Source organism: Aeromonas sp. FDAARGOS 1415 (assembly GCF_019048365.1).
GTDB lineage: Bacteria > Pseudomonadota > Gammaproteobacteria > Enterobacterales > Aeromonadaceae > Aeromonas > Aeromonas taiwanensis.
Genome location: NZ_CP077363.1, coordinates 4,288,216 through 4,309,331 on the forward strand (window position 1 = coordinate 4,288,216; position 21,116 = coordinate 4,309,331).

General features: G+C 63.9%; 22 protein-coding genes. 10 read left to right on the plus strand and 12 right to left on the minus strand.

From position 1 onward, the window contains the following. The first annotated feature begins 9 nt into the window (after positions 1–9). From I6L45_RS19810 to tauD, 6 genes are all read left to right on the plus strand, one after another. The gene (locus tag I6L45_RS19810; RefSeq protein ID WP_254204352.1) at positions 10–957 is read left to right on the plus strand and encodes a LysR family transcriptional regulator; all 948 of its coding nucleotides are present in this window, start codon (positions 10–12) and stop codon (positions 955–957) included. A 135-nt stretch (positions 958–1,092) separates the two neighbouring features. Further along, the gene (locus I6L45_RS19815) at positions 1,093–2,196 is read left to right on the plus strand and encodes a YdcF family protein (protein ID WP_216984251.1); all 1,104 of its coding nucleotides are present in this window, start codon (positions 1,093–1,095) and stop codon (positions 2,194–2,196) included. A gap of 315 nt (positions 2,197–2,511) precedes the next feature. Then, positions 2,512–3,486, plus strand: coding sequence for a taurine ABC transporter substrate-binding protein (gene tauA / locus I6L45_RS19820; protein WP_216983053.1), 975 nt, complete (start codon positions 2,512–2,514; stop codon positions 3,484–3,486). Between the two features lie 16 nt (positions 3,487–3,502). Next, a complete protein-coding gene (gene tauB / locus I6L45_RS19825; protein WP_216983054.1) occupies positions 3,503–4,270 on the plus strand; it encodes a taurine ABC transporter ATP-binding subunit in 768 nt (255 codons plus the stop codon). Next, the gene (gene tauC / locus I6L45_RS19830) at positions 4,267–5,097 is read left to right on the plus strand and encodes a taurine ABC transporter permease TauC (protein ID WP_216983055.1); all 831 of its coding nucleotides are present in this window, start codon (positions 4,267–4,269) and stop codon (positions 5,095–5,097) included. Before tauB ends, tauC begins: the two co-directional genes overlap by 4 nt. Further along, on the plus strand, positions 5,094–5,945 hold the full coding sequence (gene tauD, locus I6L45_RS19835) for a taurine dioxygenase (RefSeq protein ID WP_210550300.1): 852 nt from the start codon (positions 5,094–5,096) through the stop codon (positions 5,943–5,945). Before tauC ends, tauD begins: the two co-directional genes overlap by 4 nt. Positions 5,946–6,019: 74 nt before the next feature. Here the strand turns inward: tauD and I6L45_RS19840 are convergent, their stop codons facing one another. The 10 genes from I6L45_RS19840 to I6L45_RS19885 form a co-directional block, all read right to left on the minus strand. Beyond that, complete coding sequence (locus I6L45_RS19840; RefSeq protein WP_216983056.1) at positions 6,020–6,388, minus strand: DUF1428 domain-containing protein; 369 nt, start codon at positions 6,386–6,388, stop codon at positions 6,020–6,022. Between the two features lie 57 nt (positions 6,389–6,445). Beyond that, entirely contained in the window at positions 6,446–7,807 is a 1,362-nt protein-coding gene (locus I6L45_RS19845; RefSeq protein ID WP_216983057.1) for an MFS transporter, read from the minus strand. Between the two features lie 175 nt (positions 7,808–7,982). Next, entirely contained in the window at positions 7,983–8,876 is an 894-nt protein-coding gene (gene cyoE, locus I6L45_RS19850; protein ID WP_043759236.1) for a heme o synthase, read from the minus strand. 8 nt (positions 8,877–8,884) lie between these two features. Continuing rightward, positions 8,885–9,214: a cytochrome o ubiquinol oxidase subunit IV gene (locus I6L45_RS19855; RefSeq protein WP_043759234.1), complete on the minus strand. Its 330-nt coding sequence runs from the start codon at positions 9,212–9,214 to the stop codon at positions 8,885–8,887. Then, entirely contained in the window at positions 9,214–9,909 is a 696-nt protein-coding gene (locus I6L45_RS19860; RefSeq protein ID WP_081843684.1) for a cytochrome o ubiquinol oxidase subunit III, read from the minus strand. The genes I6L45_RS19855 and I6L45_RS19860 overlap by 1 nt, the downstream gene beginning before the upstream one ends. Then, positions 9,830–11,806, minus strand: coding sequence for a cytochrome o ubiquinol oxidase subunit I (cyoB, locus tag I6L45_RS19865; protein ID WP_043759230.1), 1,977 nt, complete (start codon positions 11,804–11,806; stop codon positions 9,830–9,832). Before cyoB ends, I6L45_RS19860 begins: the two co-directional genes overlap by 80 nt. 3 nt (positions 11,807–11,809) lie before the next feature. Further along, entirely contained in the window at positions 11,810–12,880 is a 1,071-nt protein-coding gene (gene cyoA, locus I6L45_RS19870; protein ID WP_134695223.1) for a cytochrome o ubiquinol oxidase subunit II, read from the minus strand. A gap of 799 nt (positions 12,881–13,679) precedes the next feature. Then, positions 13,680–14,003, minus strand: coding sequence for a DUF3634 family protein (locus I6L45_RS19875; protein ID WP_043759228.1), 324 nt, complete (start codon positions 14,001–14,003; stop codon positions 13,680–13,682). Positions 14,004–14,096: 93 nt separating this feature from the next. Further along, positions 14,097–15,065, minus strand: a complete 969-nt coding sequence (locus tag I6L45_RS19880) for a nucleoside hydrolase (RefSeq protein WP_216983058.1) — start codon at positions 15,063–15,065, stop codon at positions 14,097–14,099. Positions 15,066–15,322: 257 nt separating this feature from the next. Then, positions 15,323–15,625: a DUF3861 domain-containing protein gene (locus I6L45_RS19885; protein ID WP_043759224.1), complete on the minus strand. Its 303-nt coding sequence runs from the start codon at positions 15,623–15,625 to the stop codon at positions 15,323–15,325. Between the two features lie 81 nt (positions 15,626–15,706). Here I6L45_RS19885 and I6L45_RS19890 point away from each other — a divergent pair, with 81 nt between their 5' ends. Both I6L45_RS19890 and I6L45_RS19895 read left to right on the plus strand, forming a co-directional pair. Beyond that, positions 15,707–16,129, plus strand: a complete 423-nt coding sequence (locus I6L45_RS19890; protein ID WP_216983059.1) for a MarR family winged helix-turn-helix transcriptional regulator — start codon at positions 15,707–15,709, stop codon at positions 16,127–16,129. 137 nt (positions 16,130–16,266) lie between these two features. Further along, entirely contained in the window at positions 16,267–16,824 is a 558-nt protein-coding gene (locus I6L45_RS19895; RefSeq protein WP_216983060.1) for a HutD family protein, read from the plus strand. 77 nt (positions 16,825–16,901) lie between these two features. On the opposite strand, the gene azu is transcribed toward I6L45_RS19895, so the two are convergent. Further along, complete coding sequence (gene azu, locus I6L45_RS19900; protein WP_216983061.1) at positions 16,902–17,342, minus strand: azurin; 441 nt, start codon at positions 17,340–17,342, stop codon at positions 16,902–16,904. A gap of 305 nt (positions 17,343–17,647) precedes the next feature. Between azu and I6L45_RS19905 the strand changes: the two genes are divergently transcribed. Then, the gene (locus tag I6L45_RS19905; protein ID WP_216983062.1) at positions 17,648–18,691 is read left to right on the plus strand and encodes an FAD:protein FMN transferase; all 1,044 of its coding nucleotides are present in this window, start codon (positions 17,648–17,650) and stop codon (positions 18,689–18,691) included. Between the two features lie 43 nt (positions 18,692–18,734). Here I6L45_RS19905 and I6L45_RS19910 read toward each other — a convergent pair whose 3' ends face one another. Further along, positions 18,735–19,160, minus strand: coding sequence for an Hsp20/alpha crystallin family protein (locus I6L45_RS19910; RefSeq protein WP_216983063.1), 426 nt, complete (start codon positions 19,158–19,160; stop codon positions 18,735–18,737). Between the two features lie 270 nt (positions 19,161–19,430). Here I6L45_RS19910 and I6L45_RS19915 point away from each other — a divergent pair, with 270 nt between their 5' ends. Then, the gene (locus I6L45_RS19915) at positions 19,431–21,077 is read left to right on the plus strand and encodes a response regulator (protein ID WP_216983064.1); all 1,647 of its coding nucleotides are present in this window, start codon (positions 19,431–19,433) and stop codon (positions 21,075–21,077) included. Positions 21,078–21,116: the final 39 nt, after the last annotated feature.

Sequence of the window (21,116 nt, forward strand, 5' to 3'; positions counted from 1 at the left end):
TAATCTGCCATGCTGGAACAACATTGTTTCCATTACGAGAACAGCATGAACCAGGATGCCTTCGCCCTGCTCCCCGCCTTCGTCGCCGTGGTGGAGGCCGGCAGCTTCTCCGGCGCCGCCCGCCAGCTCGGCAGCAGCAAGTCGGCCCTGAGCAAGAAGGTGAGCCAGCTCGAGCAGCTGCTCGGCTGCCAGCTCCTCTATCGCACCACCCGCTCCCTCACCCTCACCGAGGCGGGGGATCGCTACTTCGAGACGGTGCGCCACGCGGTGCGCCTGGCGAGCGACGGGGAGGATGCCATCGGCGCCCTGCAAGCGGCCCCTCGCGGCCTGCTGCGGGTGACGGTGCCCATGGTCTATGGCCGGCGCCACATCGCCCCCCTCATCCCCGACTTTCTCGCCCGCCATCCCGAGGTGCAGCTGCAACTCGAGATGAGCGATGCCCAGCAGGACCTCGTGGCCGAGGGGTTCGACGTGGCGGTGCGCATCGGCGCGCTGGAGGATTCGAGCCTGATCGCCCGCCGCCTCGCCCCCTGTCACAGCACCCTGTGCGCCGCCCCCGCCTACCTGGCGCGGGCCGGCATGCCCCGCACCCCGAGAGACCTCGAGGCCCACAACTGCCTCTTCTACTCCCTGTTTCGCGGCGGCACCCAGTGGCGCCTGCAGGGCCCCGAGGGGGAAGTTGCGGTCACCCCTCGCGGCAACTTCGAGGTCAACAACAGCGACGCCATCCACACCGCCCTGCTGGCGGGCCTGGGCATCGGCAACATGCCGGACTTTATCGTGGGGGAGGATCTCGCCGCAGGCCGCCTGGTGCCCCTGCTGCCGGCCCACGCCCTGCCCGAACACGGCATCTGGTGCGTCTATCCACGCCGGCGCCACCTGCCTGCCAAGGTGGGGGCCTGGCTGGCGTTTCTGGAGGAGCGCCTGGAGCAGCCTTCAGACGGGATATCCCGATAGCCGAAACGGTTCACGTTTTTTGCATCGGGAAAGGAGTAAAGTAGTCATAAAACAAGCTTATGTTTTTATTGAAAAAGTATTACGGGAGCCTGCCATGGCAGCGCATCCCCGATGCCTAGGTGGTACCCCATGATGATGAAGAAAACCGCGATTACCCTGACCCTGAGCAGCCTGCTGGCGCTGCCGCTCTTCGTCTCCTCCGATGCCTGGGCCGCCCCGGTGCGCTCCCTGCAGAAGGAGCAGAATTACGATCAATACATCAGCAAGCGCCAGGTGGTGGATCAGCTGCTGGCGGATGCCGCCCGCATCTTCCACTCCCCCGCCCGGGTCTCCACCGCCGGCTTCACCGCCAAGATGCCGAGCAACATGGAGCAGGTGACCACCCTGCTGCTCGAGGCCCACCAGCTCGAACCCTATCGCACCGATCTGCTCATCTCGGCGGCCAACGCCCAGATCTACAACGGCAACGTGGACAGGGCCATCGGCCTGTTCGAGCAGGCCCTGAGTGCGGCGCCGGATGATCTCGACCTCAACACCTACCTGGCCACCTGGCAGCGCTTCAAGGGCAACCTGGCCAAGTCTGATGCCTACGTCAAGCGGGTCGGCGAGCTCAACGCCGGCCGCGCCGCTGACTTGCAGCGGCTGTTCGACACCGTCGACCGGGTGGTCGCCACCCCCCTCAAGGAGCGACCGGGACGGGGCGAGAAGAAGGGGCGCCGCGCCATCGTCACCCTGGGCTACGCCCTCAACCCCGACGGCTCCATGCACGACATCCTGCTGGGGCGCCTCGAGACCACCCGCGCCCTGGCCCAGGCCGATCCGGCGGCCCTGGTCATCCTCACCGGCGGCGTGCCCCAGAACCGCCAGACCGAGGGCAAGCTGATGGCGGACTGGCTGGCGAAGAAGGGCATAGACCGCTCCCGCCTCATCGAGGAGAACTATGCCACCAGCACGGTGGAGAACGCCCTCTACAGCGGCTACGCCCTCGCCCGCCACGAGATTGAATACGCGACCCTGGTGAGCTCCGCGAGCCATGTGCGTCGGGGCCAGACTCTGCTGGAAATCGCCTGCTGGCAGAGCGGCCCGGCCAATATCCGCATCGACAGCGTGGCCTACCCGGACAAGCCCCTCTCGACCCTCGACAAGGCGAGCCCCGAGGAGCTGCTCGGCATCTACCGGGATGCCCTGCGCACCTATGGCCTCTGGAGTTACCGCTCGGCCCCCTTGCTGGAGCGCTGATCCCCTCTGTCCCGCCCCCGCGGCGGGGCCTTCGCTCTTCTCCTCCCCCTTCCAGCCAGGGCGGCCCCTTCGCCTTCCCGGTTGACCGGCCCCTCCCCCCACTCTCGGGCACCTGGCGTTTGGCGCTTGCCCCAGCCCCCCGATAGAAGGAAGGCGCACAAGCTATTCACATCCTGGCATATCTCAATTAGATCATTGATTTACTGTTCTTTTTCTAAGAACCAAACGGCATGAGAGCGCCCTTCTCGTTCCTTCTCACCCGCCAAGGTTCAGATAAAGATGTGGCTTCAAACACCCCCGACAAGGAAGTGCATCATGACAGTAAAAGGCATCTCTCTGTGGCTCGCGGCCTCCGCGCTGCTCGGCCAGTCCGCCCAGGCCCTCGAGGTCACCGTGGCCTACCAGACCTCGGCCGAGCCCGCCAAGGTAGCCCAGGCCGACAACACCTTCGCCAGGGAGAGCGGCGCTACCGTGGACTGGCGCAAATTTGACAGCGGTGCCAGCGTGGTACGGGCGCTCGCCTCCGGCGACGTGCAGATTGGCAATATCGGCTCCAGCCCCCTGGCGGTGGCGGCGAGCCAGAACCTGCCCATCGAGGTGTTCCTGCTCGCCTCCAAGCTCGGGGAGTCCGAAGCCCTGGTGGTCAAACAGGGGCTCACCAAGCCCGAGGATCTGGCGGGCAAGCGCATCGCCGTGCCCTATACCTCCACCACCCACTACAGCCTGCTGGCAGCCCTCAAGCACTGGAACGTCGACCCCGCAACGCTGCAGATAGTCAATCTGCAACCCCCGGCCATCATCGCCGCCTGGCAGCGGGGGGACATCGACGGCGCCTATGTCTGGGCCCCCGCCCTCAACCAGCTCACCAGGGAGGGCAAGGTGCTGACCGACTCCGCCCAGGTGGGTGACTGGGGAGCACCGACCCTGGATGTCTGGGTGGTGCGCAAGGACTTTGCCAAGGCCCACCCGGAGGTGGTGCAGGCCTTCGTGAACAGCACCCTGGCCGCCCAGCAGGCCTACCTCGCCAACCCGGAAAGCTGGCTGGCCCAACCCGAGCATCTCGGCAAACTCGCGGCCCTGAGCGGTGTTCCCGAGGCAGAGATTCCCGCCCTGGTGAAGGGCAACACCTACCTCGATGCGAAGGCCCAGAGCGCCGAGCTTGGCCCCCTGGTCAACCAGACCATCATCGACACCGCCCGCTTCCTCGAGAGCCAGGGCAAGGTTGCGAGCGCCGCCTCGGACTACCGCCAGTTCGTGACCGATCGCTTCGTGAAAGCCGTGGCCCAGTAGACCGGAGGAGACGACCATGCTGCTGCTCTCTCATGTGTCCGCCGAGTACGCCGGAAGGCGGGTACTCGACAACGTCAGCCTCTCCCTGCCCGAGGGGGAGCTGATGGTGGTGCTCGGTCCCTCTGGCTCGGGCAAGACCACGCTCCTCAACCTGGTGGCGGGCTTCGAGCCCTGCCACCATGGCCAGATAAGCCTGGAGGGCCAGCGCGTCACCGGTCCGGGCGCCGAGCGCGGCGTGGTGTTCCAGAGCGAGGGGCTGCTGCCCTGGCGCAACGTGCGGGACAACGTGGCCCTCGGCCTGCAACTGGCGGGGGTGCCCGGGGCCGAGCGCACCCTGCTGGCCGAGGAGCTGCTGCGTCAGGTAGGGCTGGAGGGAGTAGGCGATCGCGCCATCTGGCAGCTCTCCGGTGGCCAACGCCAGCGGGTTGGCATCGCCCGCGCCCTGGCCACCCGGCCCCGCCTGCTGTTGCTGGACGAGCCCTTCGGCGCCCTGGACGCCTTCACCCGGGAGCAGATGCAGACCCTGCTGCTGCGCCTGTGGCATGAGCACCGGCGCCAGGTGCTGCTCATCACCCACGACATCGAGGAGGCCATCTTCATGGCAACCGACCTGGTGCTGCTCTCCCCCTCTCCTGGACGGGTGATGGAACGGCTGACCCTGGATTTCGGCCGCCGTTTTGCTGCCGGCGAATCCTGCCGCAGCATCAAGTCCGACCCCGCCTTCATCGCCAGGCGGGAATACGTGCTGGGGCGGGTGTTCGCAGAGCGGGAGGCCTTCGCATGAGCCTCACCCTCACCCGGCAGCGGATCGTCGCCCAAAGGCGTGCCCCGGGCTGGCCCCTGCCGCGCCGACTGACCCTGAGCCTCGCCACCCTGATCGCCCTGCTCGCCCTGTGGTGGCTGGTGGCGCACCTTGGCTGGGTCGATCCCCTGTTTCTGCCGCCCCCACAGCGGGTGCTGGCCCAGCTCATCACCATCGCCGGGTCCCAGGGCTTTATGGACGCCACCCTGTGGCAGCACCTGGGGGCCAGCCTGGGCCGCATCCTGGCGGCGCTGGCGGCGGCGGCCTTTTTTGGCATCGCGGTGGGCATCGCCATGGGGCTCAGCCCTGTGGTGCGCGGCGTGCTGGATCCCCTCATCGAGCTCTACCGCCCGGTGCCGCCGCTCGCCTACCTGCCCCTGATGGTGATCTGGTTTGGCATCGGCGAGACCTCCAAGGTGCTGCTCATCTACCTCGCCATCTTCGCCCCCGTGGCCCTGGCGACCCTGGCGGGGGTGCAGAGCGCCAACGCGGTGCGAGTACGGGCAGCGCAGGCGCTGGGGGCATCCCGGTCCCAGGTGCTCTGGCACGTGATCCTGCCAGGCGCCCTGCCGGACATCCTGACCGGGCTGCGCATCGGGCTCGGGGTGGGCTGGTCCACCCTGGTGGCGGCCGAGCTTATCGCCGCCACCCGGGGAGTGGGTTTCATGGTGCAATCCGCCGGCGAGTTTCTCGCCACCGACGTGGTGCTGGCGGGCATTCTGGTGATCGCCGTGATCGCCTTCGTATTGGAACTGGGCCTGCGCGCCCTGCAGCACAGGCTCACCCCCTGGCATGGAGAAGAACAATGACTGACAAGCTGACCATCACCCCGCTGGGACCCCATATCGGCGCCCAGATCGCCGGCGTCAACCTGGCCGAGCCCCTGACCCAGGGGCAGTTCGAGCAGATCCACCGGGCCTTGCTCAAATACCAGGTGCTCTTCCTGCGAGACCAGCCCATCACCCCGCGAGCGCAGCGGGCACTGGCGAACCGCTTCGGGGATCTGCACATCCACCCCGTCTATCCCCACACGGAGGAGGCCGAGGAGATCATCGTGCTCGATACCCACGACGACAATCCGCCGGACAACGACAACTGGCACACGGACGTCACCTTTATCGAGACCCCCCCGGCGCTGGCCATTCTGGCGGCCAAGCAGTTGCCTCCCACCGGGGGAGACACCCTCTGGGCCAGCGGCATCGCGGCGCTGGCGGCTCTCTCCCCGCCCCTGAAAACCCTACTGGCAGGGCTGGAGGCGGAGCACGACTTCACCAAGTCGTTCCCGGCCCACCGGCACGACGGCAGCGAGGAGGAGCGCCAGCGCTGGCAGGCCGCCGTGGCCCGTCACCCACCCCTGCGCCACCCGGTGATCCGCACCCATCCGGTGAGCGGACGGCAGGCCCTGTTCGTCAACGAGGGGTTCACCACCCGGCTGCCCGGGCTGCCCCCCAAGGAGAGCGAGGCGCTGCTGGGCTTTCTGTTCGAGCACATCACCCGCCCCGAATTTCAGGTGCGCTGGCGCTGGCAGGAGAACGACATCGCCATCTGGGACAACAGGGTGACCCAGCACTACGCCAATGCCGACTACCTGCCGGCGCGCCGGGTGATGCACAGGGCCACCATCCTCGGGGACAAGCCCTTCTGGCGCCCGGACTGACCTGCGCGGCTCCCCCGCCCTGCCCCAATGAAAAAGCCCGCCGAGCGGCGGGCTTTTCACATCCACATTGCGGCTCAGGCCTTGAGCTCCAGCACCCGGGTGAAGCCCCCGTAGATCATGCGGGCGCCGTCAAACGGCATGGTCTGGTGCAGGGGATTGGCGGGATCCATCCTGGGATCCTGCATCATCTTGGTCATGGCGTCGTCCCGCACCGCCTTACTCGGCCACTCCACCCAGGAGAAGACCACGGTTTCATCCTCCTTCGCCGCCACCGCGCGGTAGAAGTCGGTCTGCTTGCCGTGGGGCACGTCGTCCCCCCAGCACTCCAGCACCCGGGTGGCGCCATATTCGAGGAAGATGGGATCAAACTGCCCCGCATGATCGATCAGGGCCTGCTTGTTGGCCGTGGGCACGGCGATCACAAAGCCATCCACATATGACATGAGACTCTCCTCCTGTGATTGAGGATCTCAGCATAGCAGCCGCGCCCCATCCTCCCCTCAGAGGGCCACCAGCCGCTCCAGATCGCTGCGGGTCAGGCGCTTGCTGTCCACCTTCACGTAGAGGGAGTGCTCCTCGCGCACCAGCAGCACGTCGCTCACCCCGTCGCAGGCGCGGATCTTCTGCTCCAGGGCCGGGGTGGCCTCCACCCCTTCCGGCAGCACGATGCGCAGGCTGCTGACATAGGGGGGCTCGGCCATGGTGAGGCTGACCCCAAGCCAGACGAGGGCCAGGGCGGCGCAGCCGCCGAATACCAGGGGCCCCCCCCCCAGGCCGTAGAGCAGGCCGCCGAGACTGCCGCCGATGGCCACCCCGAGGAACTGGCTGGTGGAGTAGACCCCCATGGCAGTCCCCTTGTAGCCCGGTGGCGACTCCTTGCTGATGAGGGACGGCAGCAGCGCCTCCATCACGTTGAAGCCGATGAAGAAGAGCTGCAACCCGGCGAGCAGGGCCCAGAGCCGGGCGCCGCTCTGCCAGAGCACCAGCTCGGCGACGAGCATCACCACCACGCAGCAGAGGAAGACCCGCTTCATCTGCCTGCGCTTCTCGGCGTAGATGATGAAGGGCACCACGCTCACGAACGCGATAGCCATGGTGGCGAGGTAGGCCTGCCACTGGTCGTCCCGGGGCAGGCCGGCGCGCTCGAGCAGCGGCGGCAGCGCCACGAAGCTCGCCATCAGCAGGGTGTGGACGCAGAGGATGCCGAGGTTGAGCTTGAGCAGGTGCCCGTTGGTGAGCACGGTGCGAAAACTGCCGCGCACCATGGCGGACTCGCGGTTAAGCAGGTGCGCCGCCGGGGTCGGCACCGCCCAGATCACCAGGGCGATGGCGCACAGGGCCAGCAGGGCGATGAGCCAGAACAGACCTGAAAGCCCCACCGCATGGGTGATGAGGGGGCCGGTCACCATGGCGATGGCGAAGGTGATGCCAAAGCTCACCCCGATGAAGGCCATCGCCTTGGTGCGGTTCTGCTCGCGGGTGAGATCCGACAAGAGCGCCATGACGGCGGCCGAGATGGCGCCGCTGCCCTGCAGGGCGCGGCCGACGATGACGCCCCAGATGGAGTCGCTCAGGGCCGCGACCACGCTGCCGATTGCAAACATCAGCAGGCCGCCGACGATGAGGGGCTTGCGCCCCACCCTGTCGGAGAGCAGGCCGAAGGGGATCTGCAGCAGGGCCTGGGTCATGCCGTAGATGCCGATGGCCAGGCCAATGAGGGCTTCGGACGCCCCCGCGAGAGACATGCCGTAGGTGGTCAGCACCGGCAGCACCATAAACATGCCGAGCATGCGCAGGGAGAAGACGGAGCCGAGCGCCCAGGTCGCGCGTCGCTCGCCCCTCGTCATGGTGAAATCATTCATGAGGGCCTCGATAGACAAGAAGAGAGAAGAGATCCGGGTGAATGGCGCCCTGCCTCCACCCGGCAGGATCCGGGAACCCCATCACGGGGGCCACATAATAACAGAGCCGGGAAGGTTCCCGGCTCTGGATTCTATTGATTTTCCTGCGTCACATCACAGCGGTGAACCACGCCACTCAAGGCAGCATGGTCACCAGGACGGGCGCGGCATCGGGCTGGAAGTCCACCGACATCATCACGCTCAGGCAGGTGATGGTCACGATGGAGAACATGAACAGCTTGCGTGCCCACAGGGAGTCATCCACCGCTGCCTTGTAGCCCGACAGCGCCATCCCCAGCCACCAGACGCTCACCGCGGTGGCCACCACCAGATACTTGTAACCGGCGTAACCGCCGAGGAACAGCATCAGGGTCGGCACCATGAACGCCAGGATGTAGAGGGTGATGTGGAGCTTGGCCACGGGGATCCCCTTCACCACCGGCAGCACCGGGATGTTGGCCGCCTGGTAATCCTTGAAGCGGAAGATGGCGATCGCATAGGAGTGCGGCATCTGCCACAGGCTAAAGATCGCCAGCAGGATAAGCGCACCGGAGTCAAACTGGCCGCTCACCGCGCAGTAGCCGATGACCGGCGGCGCGGCGCCGGACAGGCTGCCGACCAGGGTGCCATAGACAGAGTGGCGCTTCATGTAGAGGCTGTAGACCCCCACATAAACCAGGAAGCCCAGCACCGCCAGCAAGGCGGCCAACGGATTGGCCGCAAAGTAGAGCAGTGCAATGCCCGCAACGCCCAGCGCCGTGGCATACCAGAGCGACACACCGGGGGCGATGAGCCCGCGCACCAGGGCGCGGTTCTTGGTCCGCTCCATGATGCAGTCGATGTCCCGGTCGATGTAGTTGTTGAACACGCAACCGGAGGCCACCACCAGTGACACCCCTGCCATGGTCAGGATGAACAGGGGCACATCCAGGCTCCCCTTCGAGGCCAGCAGGAATCCCCCGATAACCGAGATGAGGTTACCGAAGATGATGCCCGGCTTGGTCACTTGCAGGTATTGCTTCATCATCATCAACCCGCTCAGTGAACCATCATGTTGATGTTGAGGTTGTACATGATCCACAGGGAACCCACGACCACGATGGCGATGATGAGCACGGTAAAGATCAGTGCCACCAGGTTCCAGCGCTCCTCGGACGAGGTGTTCATGTGCAGGAAGTAGACCAGGTGCACGAAGATCTGCACCACCGCCATGCCCACCACGGTGCCGAGCACCACGGCGTGGGAGGCGGAGCCGTCCATCACCATCCAGAACGGCACGGCGGTCAGGATGAGTGACAGCACGAAGCCGATCATGTAGGACTTGACGCTGCCGTGGCTGGCGCCGTGATTGTCAACGGAATGACTCATTACATGACCCCCATCAGATAGACCACGGTGAAGACGCAGATCCACACCACGTCGAGGAAGTGCCAGAACAGGCTCAGGCACATCAGGCGAGTACGGTTGCGATCGGTCAGCCCCTTCTTGGCTACCAGCACCATCATCACGATGATCCAGATAAGGCCGCTGGTCACGTGGATACCGTGGGTACCCACCAGGGTGAAGAAGGCAGACAGGAAGCCGCTGCGATCCGGGCCCGCATCATTGACGATCAGGTGATGGAACTCGTAGATCTCCATCGCGATGAAGCCGGCACCCAGCAGGAAGGTGACGAACAGCCAGGTGTTGACCGCCCCGACCTTGTTCTTGTTCATGGCCAGCATGCCAAACCCGAAGGTGATGGAGCTCAGCAGCAGCAGCATGGTTTCGGCAAACACGAACGGCAGTTCGAAGATGTCCTTGCCGGTGGGGCCGCCGGCAGTGCCGTTGACCAGGACCGCATAGGTCGCGAACAGGGTCGCGAACAGGATGCAGTCACTCATCAGGTAGATCCAGAAACCGAATACCTTGGTGGCACCGGCATCGTGGTGCCCATCCTCATGGGCACCGTGAGAGTGATGTAGTACGTCAGTCGCCATGGAATTAAGCCACCTTGTTGATGTTGTCGAAATGCTGACCTTCGATGCGCTCGATCTCGTCAACCTGTACGTAGTAGTCCACATCGTCGTTGAAGCTGTGGATGATCCAGGTGGCGATCATGCCGATGAAGCCGGCGATGGCCATCCACCAGATGTGCCAGATCATGGCAAAGCCGAACACGGTGCTGAAGGCGGCGATGATGACGCCGGCGCCGGAGTTCTTGGGCATGTGGATGGGAGCATACTGGGCCGGCTTGCGGTAGGCGCTGCCGTCCTGCTTGGCTTCCCAGAAGGCGTCCAGACCCTTCACCTTCGGCTCGATGGCGAAGTTGTAGAAGGGGGGCGGAGAGGAAGTAGCCCACTCCAGGGTACGGCCACCCCAGGGATCGCCGGTCAGGTCGCGGTTCTTCTCGCGGTCGCGGATGCTGACCACAATCTGGATGACCTGGCACAGTACGCCGATGGCGATGAGGCCGGCGCCGCAGGCGGCAACCACCAGCATGCCATGGAACTCGGGATCAATGTTCTGGCTGACGCGACGGGTCATGCCCATGAAGCCCAGTACGTAGAGCGGCATGAAGGCAACGAAGAAGCCGGTGATCCAGAACCAGAACGCGCGCTTGCCCCAGACGTCATCCAGCTTGAAGCCGAACGCTTTCGGGAACCAGTAGGTGATACCGGCGAAGCAACCGAACACCACGCCGCCGATGATGACGTTGTGGAAGTGGGCGATCAGGAACAGGCTGTTGTGCAGCACGAAGTTGGCGGCCGGCACGGAGAGCAGTACCCCGGTCATGCCACCCACGGTGAAGGTGATGATGAAGCCGACGGTCCACAGCATGGGCGAGGTGAACTCGATGCGACCGCGGTACATGGTGAACAGCCAGTTGAAGATCTTCACCCCGGTCGGGATGGAGATGATCATGGTGGTGATGCCGAAGAAGGCATTCACGTTGGCACCGGACCCCATGGTGAAGAAGTGGTGCAGCCACACGATGAACGACAGTACGGTGATCGCCACGGTTGCCCACACCAGGGAGGTGTAACCGAACAGCTTCTTCTTGCAGAAGGTCGCCACCACTTCGGAGAAGATACCGAAGACCGGCAGTACCAGGATGTACACCTCGGGGTGACCCCAGGCCCAGATCAGGTTGATGTACATCATCATGTTGCCACCCATGTCATTGGTAAAGAAATGGGTACCGAGGTAACGGTCTGCGGTCAGCAGGGCGATGGTGACAGTCAGGATCGGGAAGGAGGCGATGATCAGGATGTTGGCACACAGGGCGGTCCAGGTGAAGACCGGCAGGCGCATCATGGTCATGCCGGGGGCACGCATGCGGATGATGGTGGCGAAGAAGTTCACACCGGTCAGCAGGGTCCCCAGACCCGAGATCTGCAGACTCCAGATCCAGTAGTCGACCCCGACCCCCGGGCTGAACTCCAGCCCCGACAAGGGCGGATAGGCCAGCCAGCCGGTCTGGGCGAATTCACCGACCCCGAGGGAGACGTTGATCAGCACCACGGCCGCGGCGGTGAACCAGAAGCTCAGGTTGTTCAGGAAGGGGAAGGCGACGTCACGGGCACCGATCTGCAGCGGCACTACTATGTTCATCAGACCGATCACCAGCGGCATGGCCACGAAGAAGATCATGATGACGCCGTGGGCGGTGAAGATCTGGTCGTAGTGATGGGCGTTGAGATAGCCTTCGCTGCCCGCGGAGGCCAGGACTTGCTGACCACGCATCATGACCGCGTCGGCGAAGCCGCGCAGCAACATGACCATGCCCAGAATGAGATACATGATACCGAGGCGCTTGTGGTCGACCGAGGTCAGCCACTCTTTCCACAGATATTGCCACTTGCCGTAGTAAGTGATGAGACCGGCGATGGCCAGCCCACCCAAGATGATACCGGCTATCGTGACCATGATGATGGGTTCATGGTACGGAATAGCCTCGAGTGTCAATTTTCCAAACATCGATTATTCCTCGGATCCTGCTTTCACACTCTTGTCGGCCGACATGGCCATGTGTCCGGCATGGGCGTCATGGTTCATGGCCTGCTCGTCCATGGCACCCTCGGTCGGGGCCTCATGGTTCATGGCGTCATGATTCATGGCTTCGTGGTTCATTGTTTCGTGGTTCATGCCCTCGTGGTCAGCGGCGCCCGCTTTCTGGGTGTCGTGACCACCATGGGACATGCCGCCCATGAACTTGTTGATGATGTTGACGAACAGCTTGGGATCGGCGCTGGCGAAGTACTCCACCGGGTGGTTTTCGCTCTTCTTGGCCAGGGCATCGAACTCACCCATGGTGTTCAGCGCCTTGGAAGAGGCCTTCACCTTGGCCACCCAGGCGTCGAAACCGGCCTGATCCTGGGTCGCGATGGCCTTGAACTTCATGCCGGAGAAGCCGGCGCCGCTGTAGCCGCCCGAGATGCCCTTGTACTCGCCCGCTTCGTTGGCGATCAGGTGCAGCTTGGTCTGCATACCCGCCATGGCGTAGATCTGGCCACCCAGCTGGGGAATGAAGAAGGAGTTCATCACGGAGTCGGAGGTCACGCGGAAGTTGACCGGGGTATTGACCGGGAATGCCAGCTCGTTGACTGAGGCAATGCCCAGTTCCGGATAGACAAACAACCATTTCCAGTCAAGGGAAATGACATCGACCTGAATGGGTTTAACCTCGGATTCCAGTGGTTTGTAGGGGTCCAGAGAATGGGAGGTTTTCCAGGTAATCACCGCCAGGATGGCGATAATGATGACGGGTACGGTCCAGACGACCGCCTCAATCTTGTTGGAGTGAGCCCAGTCCGGCGCATAGGTGGCGCTGGTGTTGGACGCTCGGTATTTATAAGCGAACGCCACCGCCATCACGATCACAGGCACCACCACAATCAGCATCAAACCGAGTGCGGTCAATATCAGTGACTTCTGCTCCAGACCAACTTGCCCCTTGGGGCTCATCAGAGCCATGTCGCAACCGCTCAGCAAGCTGGCAGTCGCGAGCAACAGCAAAGCGCCCAAGCCCCTCTTCACGTCAAAGAGTCTCATGCAATGTCCTCATCTTTTGAAGGCTTATTGGTATAAAAAAATGCAGCATTTTATTGCATCAGACCGGCATGTGAACAACATGAAAAATTAATCCCGCAAATGTTCCAGAGGTGATGAAAACGCGTGTCAGATGTTAATCCCTTGACAATGACCAATTTACTCATGTCACAGCCCGGCAATTCATCTTCCGTTAATCTTTTTTCCCGCCGGAATCGCTCACGAATTAAACAAAACCATCAGGTTGTTCTATTTTTATCCGGGTTTCACGACATTTTAAGAGCCGAACAACCCCTTTCACAGGCACAGGCCAAAAACACATGCCTTGATCTGGATGCGTATTTTCCGGGGAAGATTAAAAAAATAATTAATCAAACATTCGTATGATTAACTTCCTGGGGCCGACAAAAGCGGATGACGACCCGCCCTGACCGACACCCACCCAGAAAAAGGGCCCCATGAGGGGCCCTGCCTGCCATCGTTTCCTGCTCCCCCGGGGACCGTCACTCAGGGATGGGAATGCTCCCTACGGGTCGCAACGGCAATCCGGTTCCAGGCATTGATGGTGACGACCTGCGTCAGACACTGAGCCAGCAGAGTCTCTCCACAAGGATCGCCATGACGAAATCCACGCGGTGTTTCGCGGCGGCCTCTTCCTCCCCCCCAGGCCCGCGGTGGCGATGGCCTGGTCGAGGTGACCCATCCCCTGCAAAGGTCACGCTGACGGCGGCCGGAAAGGCAGACGCCGGGCAGCAGGCCCGGCGTCTGGCAGATACGACGTGGTTTGGTGCAAGGGAGGCGCCTAGCGGGGTTTGCTCCCCTCCGGGGTCGTGCTCCGGTAGTCCCCATAGGGGAAGATGTTGCGCAGGCGCTGGGCCACGGGCTCCGGGATGGAGCGGGAGAAGACCAGCCTGACGCCGCTGCCGTCCCGCTGACCCAGGATGCGACCGCGCACCGGATCCTGCTGCAAGACCTGCTTCGCCTGCGCGAGGAAGCGCGGCGGCACCGAGCCCCGCTTCACCACCACCTTGCCCGGCGCGAGCCGGATCTCGAACAGGGCACCGCGCCCCAGCGTCATCAGCCACCAGATCAGGGCTATCGCCACCAACAGAGACAACCAGGCCATTGCTTCTCCCTCCCGTTCACTCGATGTGCGTCAGTATAAGCGGTGCCGACCGGTGAGGCTCCGGCCGGCGTCACGCTTTCACCATCCCCGCGCTCAGCGCCCCTTGCCCCAGGCGATCAGGGTATCGCGGTAGAGCGCCAGCAGCGCCTGATCCCGCACCGCCACCCCGACCCGCTGGACCGGGCAGGCCGCCCACTCGTCGTGGGGATGGGAGTTGCCGTCGAACTTTTGCAGGGTATGGCCGATGGCGGGCCCCTGGGTGATGACGCGCACCGGCCCCTCCCGCAGGGTGAACAGGGAAGGATCTATCACATAGGCGATGGCGGACGGGTCGTGCACATGGCAGCCCTCCATGCCGATGCGCGCCGAGTAGAAACGCAGGTAGAAGCGGCTCACGTCCCACAGGAAGCGGCCGGGCTCCCCTGCCTCGTCCCGCAGGGCATCCAGGTAAGCACCGCTGAAGACGCTCTGCTGGGTGACGTCGAGCCCGATGATCACCACCGGCCAGTCGGCGGTGAACACCACATCGGCGGCCTCGGGATCGTCGTGGATATTGGCCTCCGCATAGGGGGTCACGTTGCCGCGATGGCCGTTGACGCCAAAGGCGCCCCCCATCACCACCACTTCCCTGACCAGGCCGGCGATCTCGGGGGCGGCCTGCAGCGCCAGCGCCAGGTTGGTCAGCGGCCCTATGGTCACCAGGGTGATCTCGCCGGGATGGGCCTTCACCGTCTCGACGATGTATTGCCAGGCCGGGCGGGGATCCGCTGAGAGACTCACCTCCCCCGCCCGCACGTCACCAAAGCCGGTGGGACCGTGCACCACAGTGGTGGGGCCCACGGGATCCCGCAGCAGGGGCGCGGCGGCCCCCTGGGCCACGTCGGCCTTCATGGCATATTTCTGCTTGAGCCAGAGGGCGTTGTGGGTGCCGTTCTCGATGGTGGCATTGCCAAATACGGTGGTAATGGCGAGCAGATCGATGGCGGGATGCGCCTCGGCGAAGAGAATGGCCATGGCATCGTCGATGCCGGGATCGGTATCCAGAATGATCTTGTGGGTCATGGGGCCTCCATAGAACAGAGCCGCCAGTGTAACGACCCATCACCACTTTAACAGCGCCGGGATCACAACCTTGGGGTTTCATCTGCATCAAGCGTGATGACAGGCTCCCTTATCCCGCTAATGGCGGCCTCCCCAACGGCCATGGTAGACATGGGTCAGCACCATGACCGGGGTAGCCAGGGCAGACATGGGTCAGCACCATGACCGGGACGGCCAGGGCACGGGCCCTCTCCCTTATTCCCCGAAGCGACTGGGCATCACTCCCGGGACGGGTCGGTGCCCACGGCCTGGCCCCGAGCCGTGCGCTTCAGCTGCCCCATGAATTGCTTGAAATGGGGGAGAAACTCTTTGAACAGCTCGTCTTTGCGATGCTGCATCATCACTTCGCCAAACAGCTTCAATCCGACGATAAACGCCTGGTGTTCCTGCTCCGACATGGCCAGCTTCCCCTTGCTGAGCGCCAGGATGGCAAAGATGTCGTCGTGATTCTGGCACTCGAACTGCAGCGCGGGGGCCTCGCCGTCCAGCGACTGGACCTGTACACGATACTGGTGTGGCATGCTTCCTCTCCTCTCGGGCTGGGCTTTTGCCCACATGGTTGATAAAATCAATTAAACCAATTTAAGTTGACTTTATCAACCATGAAATTATCGAACCACCTCTTCCGGATCCTGGATCAGTACAAGATCGCCCTGGCGCAGCATTTCCGGGTACAGCAGCTCTCCCTCAGCCCCCTGCATTACAAGGTGCTGCAATTGATCCACGCCCACGACCCGGCCACCCCCCAGCTCATCGCGCAGCAGTCGGGCCGCGACAAGGCCCAGGTCACACGCCTGCTGCAGGAGATGGAGAAACAGGGGCTGATAGAGAAGCAGCCCCATCCGACGGATAAGCGCAGCGTCTGTCTCGCCCTGACCCCGCTGGCCTGCGACCGCGTCAGCCAGGCGGAGCAGCTGGCTGCGTCGCTCGACGAGCAGCTGTGTGCCTTGCTGGAGCCGGCAGAGGTGCAGCAGCTTCAGCAACTGCTGTGCAAGATAGAAAAGGGGTTGAGAGCAACCGGATAGATCCAACGCCGACATGCGCCGCCACCCTGTCTGATTTATGGCCAACCGGTGCGGCACCCGCTGGCGGCGCCTTGTGAGCCACTCCCGGAGATGGTATCACTGGCCTCACTCTCCCCTTTCCCCGTCGAGGCCCCCTAGTGATCACCCTGATTAAAGAGTCCGACCAGCTGAAGATGCCCTGGAAAAATAAGCAGGGCACCACGGCCCAGATCCTCATCTCCCCTGCCGGGGCCAGCCTCGACAGGCTCGACTTTGACTACCGTCTGAGCTCGGCCCCCATCAAGGGGCCGGGGGCCTTCTCCCGCTTCCCCGGCTACCAGCGCATCCTGCTGCCCGTCAGCGGTGCCGGCTTCGTGCTCAACGGCCACCCCTATGCCACCTTCGAGGCGGCCCACTTCAGCGGGGACGACGAGACCCACTGCGAGCTGCTCAAAAAAGAGGTGACAGATCTCGGGCTTATCTATCACCCGGAGCGCCTCAGCGCCAATGTGCGGGTGCTCACCCTGCCCTTCCCCCTGAGCCTCACCCTGGAGGCGGACAAGACCTACCTCTGCCACCTGCTGGAGGGCCAGCTCACCGTGCAGGGGCAGAGCGTCGCCCCCAACGAGACCCTGGTGATCCGCGATGAGGTGAGCATCCACTTCGAGTGCGGCAAGAAAACCACCATCGCCTTCTTTACCCTGCAGGAAAAGTGAACCCCGCCTCCTGCCCGATGACGAAGACAAAAAGCCGGGCAATGCCCGGCTTTTTGTCTGTCTGTGCAAGGGGTCCCTCAACCGACCTTGAAGGTGCCCTTCATCATGGCGAAGTGGCCGGGGAAGGAGCAGAAGAAGGTGAGATCCTTGCCCGCCAGCCCCTCGGTCTTGAAGGTGATGCTGGTGCTCTCGCCGCCGCCCACCAGCTTGGTGTGGGCCAGGATGCGAGCATCGTCCTTGGGCAGGTAGTCATGATCGGCACCGGCACTCATGCCCGCGGTGGCAACGGCCTGGTAGTCGGCGGTATTGGCCAGCACCCAGTTGTGACCCATGTTGGCCACCGGCAGCTTGCCGGTATGGTTCAGGGTCACCGTCACCTCCTTGCAGGTGGCCGGCACGCTCATCGCCTGCTGGTTGAACTGCATGGCGTCATTGCCTTCGATAGTCAGCGCACACTCGTCGGCCAGGGCCGGGGCAGCGAGGGAGCTCAGAAGCAGCAGGGCTAATACCTTTTTCATCATCTTCTCCTTTGATGGCGATGGATGGCAGCAAACTCGCCTCGCCAACCCGAGTGGCGCCGAGCAAAGATGCTGTCAGAATCGATCTTCATTGTATTCAAATGCCGCCGGGTGACGACCGCTTTTGTTCAAAGCTGCGGGCCGGGTCACTCCTCTGCCCGTCGCTTTGAGGCATGCAACGGCACCGGATTGGTCAAGGGACCGACCGGCTTAATTATTTGCAGGGCCCGGGCACTTGGCCAGCTCGCCAACCCGAACGCCCTTGGCTAAGCTGCTCTCCCGTCGACGACTCCGCGAGAATAGAGATGAACACACCCGCCATGCGCCAGGCCCGGCGCGCCCTGCTGCTCCCGCTGATAGCGCTGCTGGTCGCCTGCCAGCCCGCCCCGACCCAGACCCGCATTCAGGGCAACACCATGGGCACCTATTATGCGGTGACTCTGAGCGACCCCTTCCCCGGCGGGCAGGAGGCGCTGCAACAAGAGGTCAACACCCTGCTGGGGCGCCTGAACCAGGAGATCTCCACCTATGATCCGGGCTCCCTCATCTCCCGCTTCAACCAGGGGACGGGCCAGCCCCCCCTCGCCATCCCGGCCACCATGGCCAGGATAGTGCAACAGGGCATAGACGCCGGGCACCTCACCCGGGGCCAGCTGGATGTCACCGTGGGCCCCCTGGTCAACCTTTGGGGCTTCGGGCCGGACAAGCGCCCGGTCAAGCGCCCCAGCGCCGAGCAGATCGCCCTGGCACGCCAGAAGGTGGGCATCGACAAGCTGAGCCTCACCCGGGAAGGGGCCCGCTTCCTGCTCGGCAAGACCATCCCCGACCTCTATCTGGATCTCTCCACCCTGGGCGAGGGAGCGGCCTCCGACGAGATAGCCGGGCTGCTGGAGCAAAAAGGGGTGCACAACTACCTCATCGAGGTGGCGGGTGCCGTGCGCAGCAAGGGGCACAACGCCAAGGGCGCCCCCTGGCGGGTGGCCATCGTAGAGCCCTCCGACAGACCGGGCGCCATCGAGGACGTGGTCACCCCGAACGGCATGGCGGTGAGCACCGCCGGCAGCTATCGCAACTATTACGAGCTCGATGGCAAGCGCTACTCCCACATCATCGACCCCGCCACCGGCGAGCCCGTGACCCACAGGCTGGTCTCCGCCAGCGTCATCACCCCGACGGCGCTGGAGGCCGATGCCCTGGACACCGCCCTCATGGTAATGGGGCCAGAGCGGGCCATGGCGTTCGCCCGGGAGCACAAGCTGGCGGTCTATCTCATCGAGAAGACGGATCAGGGCTTTGTGGCGAGCCACACCCCAGAGTTCACCCCCTATCTGGTGCGCTCCCAGCCATGAACAACGAGGCCCCGCAGTGCGGGGCCTCTTGCATAGAGTGCCGCTATTCGATGGAAATGCGGTGGGGCGCCGGCGTCACCGCCTGCTTGGGCAGCTGCAGGGTGAGGATGCCGTTGTCAAACTTGGCGCTCACCTGCTCCGGCGACACCTCCACCGGCAGCTCGACGGTGCGCGACACACTGCCGTAGTAGCGCTCGCTGCGCAGGGCGCGCTCGTCCTTGTTCTGGCTGTCAAACTGGCGGATCTCCGCCCTCAGGGTCACCAGCTTGCCGTGCACCTCCACGTGGATGTCCTCCTTCGCCACCCCCGGCAGCTCGGCCTGCAGCAGGTAGCCGCCGTCGCTCTCCCGCAGATCCAGCTTGATCTGGCTGGGCAGCGGATCCCCGTGCAGGGGCCGGATGTAGAAGCCGGAAGCCATGTCGTGGAACAGGTCATCAAACAGGCTGGTGCGACTCGGTAGCAAACTCATTTGATTCCTCCTTCTGGGGCGAGCGAGGCGAAGGCGGGCACTGTGCCCCCTGCCGCTCCCCGTCATCTGTCTCTCCTCAAGTCTAAAAACCGGGTCCGCCCCCGCCACTGCCATCTCGCCTCTCCTTGATGAAGATCAAGGGCGCGAGTCGATTTTTTCGGCGCCGGCCCCGCCGGGAAAAACCGGGCCCCTTCCCACGCGCAATTGCCTGCCTGCGGACTTTGATGGCACACTTCTCTCACCAGCCCGCAGCGCCTCGATGCCAGACAGATGCAGACACCTGAACCCGCACCAGAGAAGAAAGCCCAGCCCAAGTCCAGACGCATCCTGCTGGTCAACGAGCAGCGATCCTTCCAGATGATGATGAAGGCGATGCTGATCAACATCGGCATCAGCCGCATCACCTACACCAACTCCGCGGACGAGGCGCGCCGCCGCTGCCAGAAAGAGAGTTTCGACATCTATCTGCTGGACTACGAGCTGGGGTCGGGCGAGAACGGCCGCCAGCTGCTGGAGAGCCTGCGGGATCAGCAACTCATCCCGCCCCAGAGCGTGGTGATCATGGTCAGCAGCGACAGCTCCCGGGCCATGGTGCTGAGCGCGCTGGAGGCCGAGCCCGACGAATACCTGATGAAGCCCTTCTCCCAGGAGCAGTTCTCGTTTCGCCTCAAACGCGCCATCGCCCGCCGCCAGTCCCTGGAGAGCGTCTTTAGCGCCCTCACCCGAAACGATCTGCCCGCCCTGGCGGAGGCCTGTGCCAGACAGGCGGATGCGGTGCCCCGCTTTGCCAACTTCTGCCGCTGCCTGCAGGCCGATACCCAGCTCAAGCTGGGGCAGGCGAAGGAGGCGCGCAGCCTGATGCGCCAGCTGCTGGCCGGGCAGGAGAACAGCTGGGCCCGGCTCACCCTGGGCAAGGCGTGCCACACCCTCGGGCTGCACGACGAGGCGGTGAGCCACCTGCAGGCGACCCTGAAACACACTCCCCTGATGGTGGAGGCCTACCTCTGGCTGGCGGAGTCCCTGCTGGCGCTCGGCAAGGATGAGCAGGCCCAGCAGGAGCTGAGGCGTGCGGTGGACATCTCCCCCCAGTCGGTGCAGCTCTCCCGCCGCCTGGCGGAGGTGTGCCTGCTGCGCCACGACTACGGCCCGGCCAAGGACGTGCTGCTCTCCCTCATCGACCTGTCGCGCAACTCCATCCACCGCACGCCGCATTATCTCGGGGCCTATATCCAGACCCTGACCCTCTACGCCCTCAACAGCAACGACAGCTATCACATCGCCAACCTGCAAAAGCAGGTGAACTCGGCCCTCTCCCGCATCCGGGACTCCCTGATGATGGCGGAGTTCAACTACCCGGTGTTCGAGCAGATCTGCCAGGCCAGGGTGCGCATCGCCCTGGGGGAGCTGCTCAAGGGCAAGAAGATGCTCTATCGCGCCAACCAGAACTGGCTGGACAAGCCGGACACCATGCCCCCCGCCCTGCTCGGCGAGACCATACTCGCCCTCTACCAGCTCGGGGAGTTCGAGTACGCCGAGAGCCTGCAGGCCCTGCTGGCCGAAGACGAGGATCGGCTGCTCACCACCTGCATCCAGGTGACCCGGGATGACAAGACGGTGCAGGAGCGCCGCCAGCGCTACCAGCAGCTCAACGATCTGGGCATCAAGGCCTACCAGAGCGGGGAGCTGGAGCAGGCCCTCGGCCACTTTCGCGAGGCGCTGCGCCGGGCGCCCGCCAATACCGGGGCGGCCCTCAACAAGATCCAGGTGCTGCTGCAGCTGATGCAGAAGAACCGCAAGAGCCCGGAATTTGGCGCCGAGTGCAAGGAGACCCTGGGGGTGCTGGAGGGCATTCCCCTGAACCCGGCCCAGCAGGAGCGTTTTCGCAAGCTGCGTCAGGAATATCACCAGCACGCCTGAGCGGCGCCCCTCTCCCCTCACCTATGCTGATACAGACTT

What these genes read in the sequence shown, in the direction of transcription:
- I6L45_RS19860 (WP_081843684.1), bottom strand. Translation starts at nt 9,909, where the DNA reads ATGTGGACTACTACGTACAGGTTGACGAGATCGAGCGCATCGAAGGTC.
- I6L45_RS19885 (WP_043759224.1), bottom strand. Translation starts at nt 15,625, where the DNA reads ATGCCACACCAGTATCGTGTACAGGTCCAGTCGCTGGACGGCGAGGCC.
- cyoB (WP_043759230.1), bottom strand. Translation starts at nt 11,806, where the DNA reads ATGTTTGGAAAATTGACACTCGAGGCTATTCCGTACCATGAACCCATC.
- I6L45_RS19880 (WP_216983058.1), bottom strand. Translation starts at nt 15,065, where the DNA reads ATGACCCACAAGATCATTCTGGATACCGATCCCGGCATCGACGATGCC.
- tauD (WP_210550300.1), top strand. Translation starts at nt 5,094, where the DNA reads ATGACTGACAAGCTGACCATCACCCCGCTGGGACCCCATATCGGCGCC.
- I6L45_RS19810 (WP_254204352.1), top strand. Translation starts at nt 10, where the DNA reads ATGCTGGAACAACATTGTTTCCATTACGAGAACAGCATGAACCAGGAT.
- I6L45_RS19905 (WP_216983062.1), top strand. Translation starts at nt 17,648, where the DNA reads ATGAACACACCCGCCATGCGCCAGGCCCGGCGCGCCCTGCTGCTCCCG.
- I6L45_RS19875 (WP_043759228.1), bottom strand. Translation starts at nt 14,003, where the DNA reads ATGGCCTGGTTGTCTCTGTTGGTGGCGATAGCCCTGATCTGGTGGCTG.
- I6L45_RS19890 (WP_216983059.1), top strand. Translation starts at nt 15,707, where the DNA reads ATGAAATTATCGAACCACCTCTTCCGGATCCTGGATCAGTACAAGATC.
- cyoE (WP_043759236.1), bottom strand. Translation starts at nt 8,876, where the DNA reads ATGATGATGAAGCAATACCTGCAAGTGACCAAGCCGGGCATCATCTTC.
- azu (WP_216983061.1), bottom strand. Translation starts at nt 17,342, where the DNA reads ATGAAAAAGGTATTAGCCCTGCTGCTTCTGAGCTCCCTCGCTGCCCCG.
- tauA (WP_216983053.1), top strand. Translation starts at nt 2,512, where the DNA reads ATGACAGTAAAAGGCATCTCTCTGTGGCTCGCGGCCTCCGCGCTGCTC.
- I6L45_RS19910 (WP_216983063.1), bottom strand. Translation starts at nt 19,160, where the DNA reads ATGAGTTTGCTACCGAGTCGCACCAGCCTGTTTGATGACCTGTTCCAC.
- tauC (WP_216983055.1), top strand. Translation starts at nt 4,267, where the DNA reads ATGAGCCTCACCCTCACCCGGCAGCGGATCGTCGCCCAAAGGCGTGCC.
- I6L45_RS19815 (WP_216984251.1), top strand. Translation starts at nt 1,093, where the DNA reads ATGAAGAAAACCGCGATTACCCTGACCCTGAGCAGCCTGCTGGCGCTG.
- I6L45_RS19840 (WP_216983056.1), bottom strand. Translation starts at nt 6,388, where the DNA reads ATGTCATATGTGGATGGCTTTGTGATCGCCGTGCCCACGGCCAACAAG.
- I6L45_RS19915 (WP_216983064.1), top strand. Translation starts at nt 19,431, where the DNA reads ATGCAGACACCTGAACCCGCACCAGAGAAGAAAGCCCAGCCCAAGTCC.
- I6L45_RS19855 (WP_043759234.1), bottom strand. Translation starts at nt 9,214, where the DNA reads ATGAGTCATTCCGTTGACAATCACGGCGCCAGCCACGGCAGCGTCAAG.
- I6L45_RS19845 (WP_216983057.1), bottom strand. Translation starts at nt 7,807, where the DNA reads ATGAATGATTTCACCATGACGAGGGGCGAGCGACGCGCGACCTGGGCG.
- tauB (WP_216983054.1), top strand. Translation starts at nt 3,503, where the DNA reads ATGCTGCTGCTCTCTCATGTGTCCGCCGAGTACGCCGGAAGGCGGGTA.
- cyoA (WP_134695223.1), bottom strand. Translation starts at nt 12,880, where the DNA reads ATGAGACTCTTTGACGTGAAGAGGGGCTTGGGCGCTTTGCTGTTGCTC.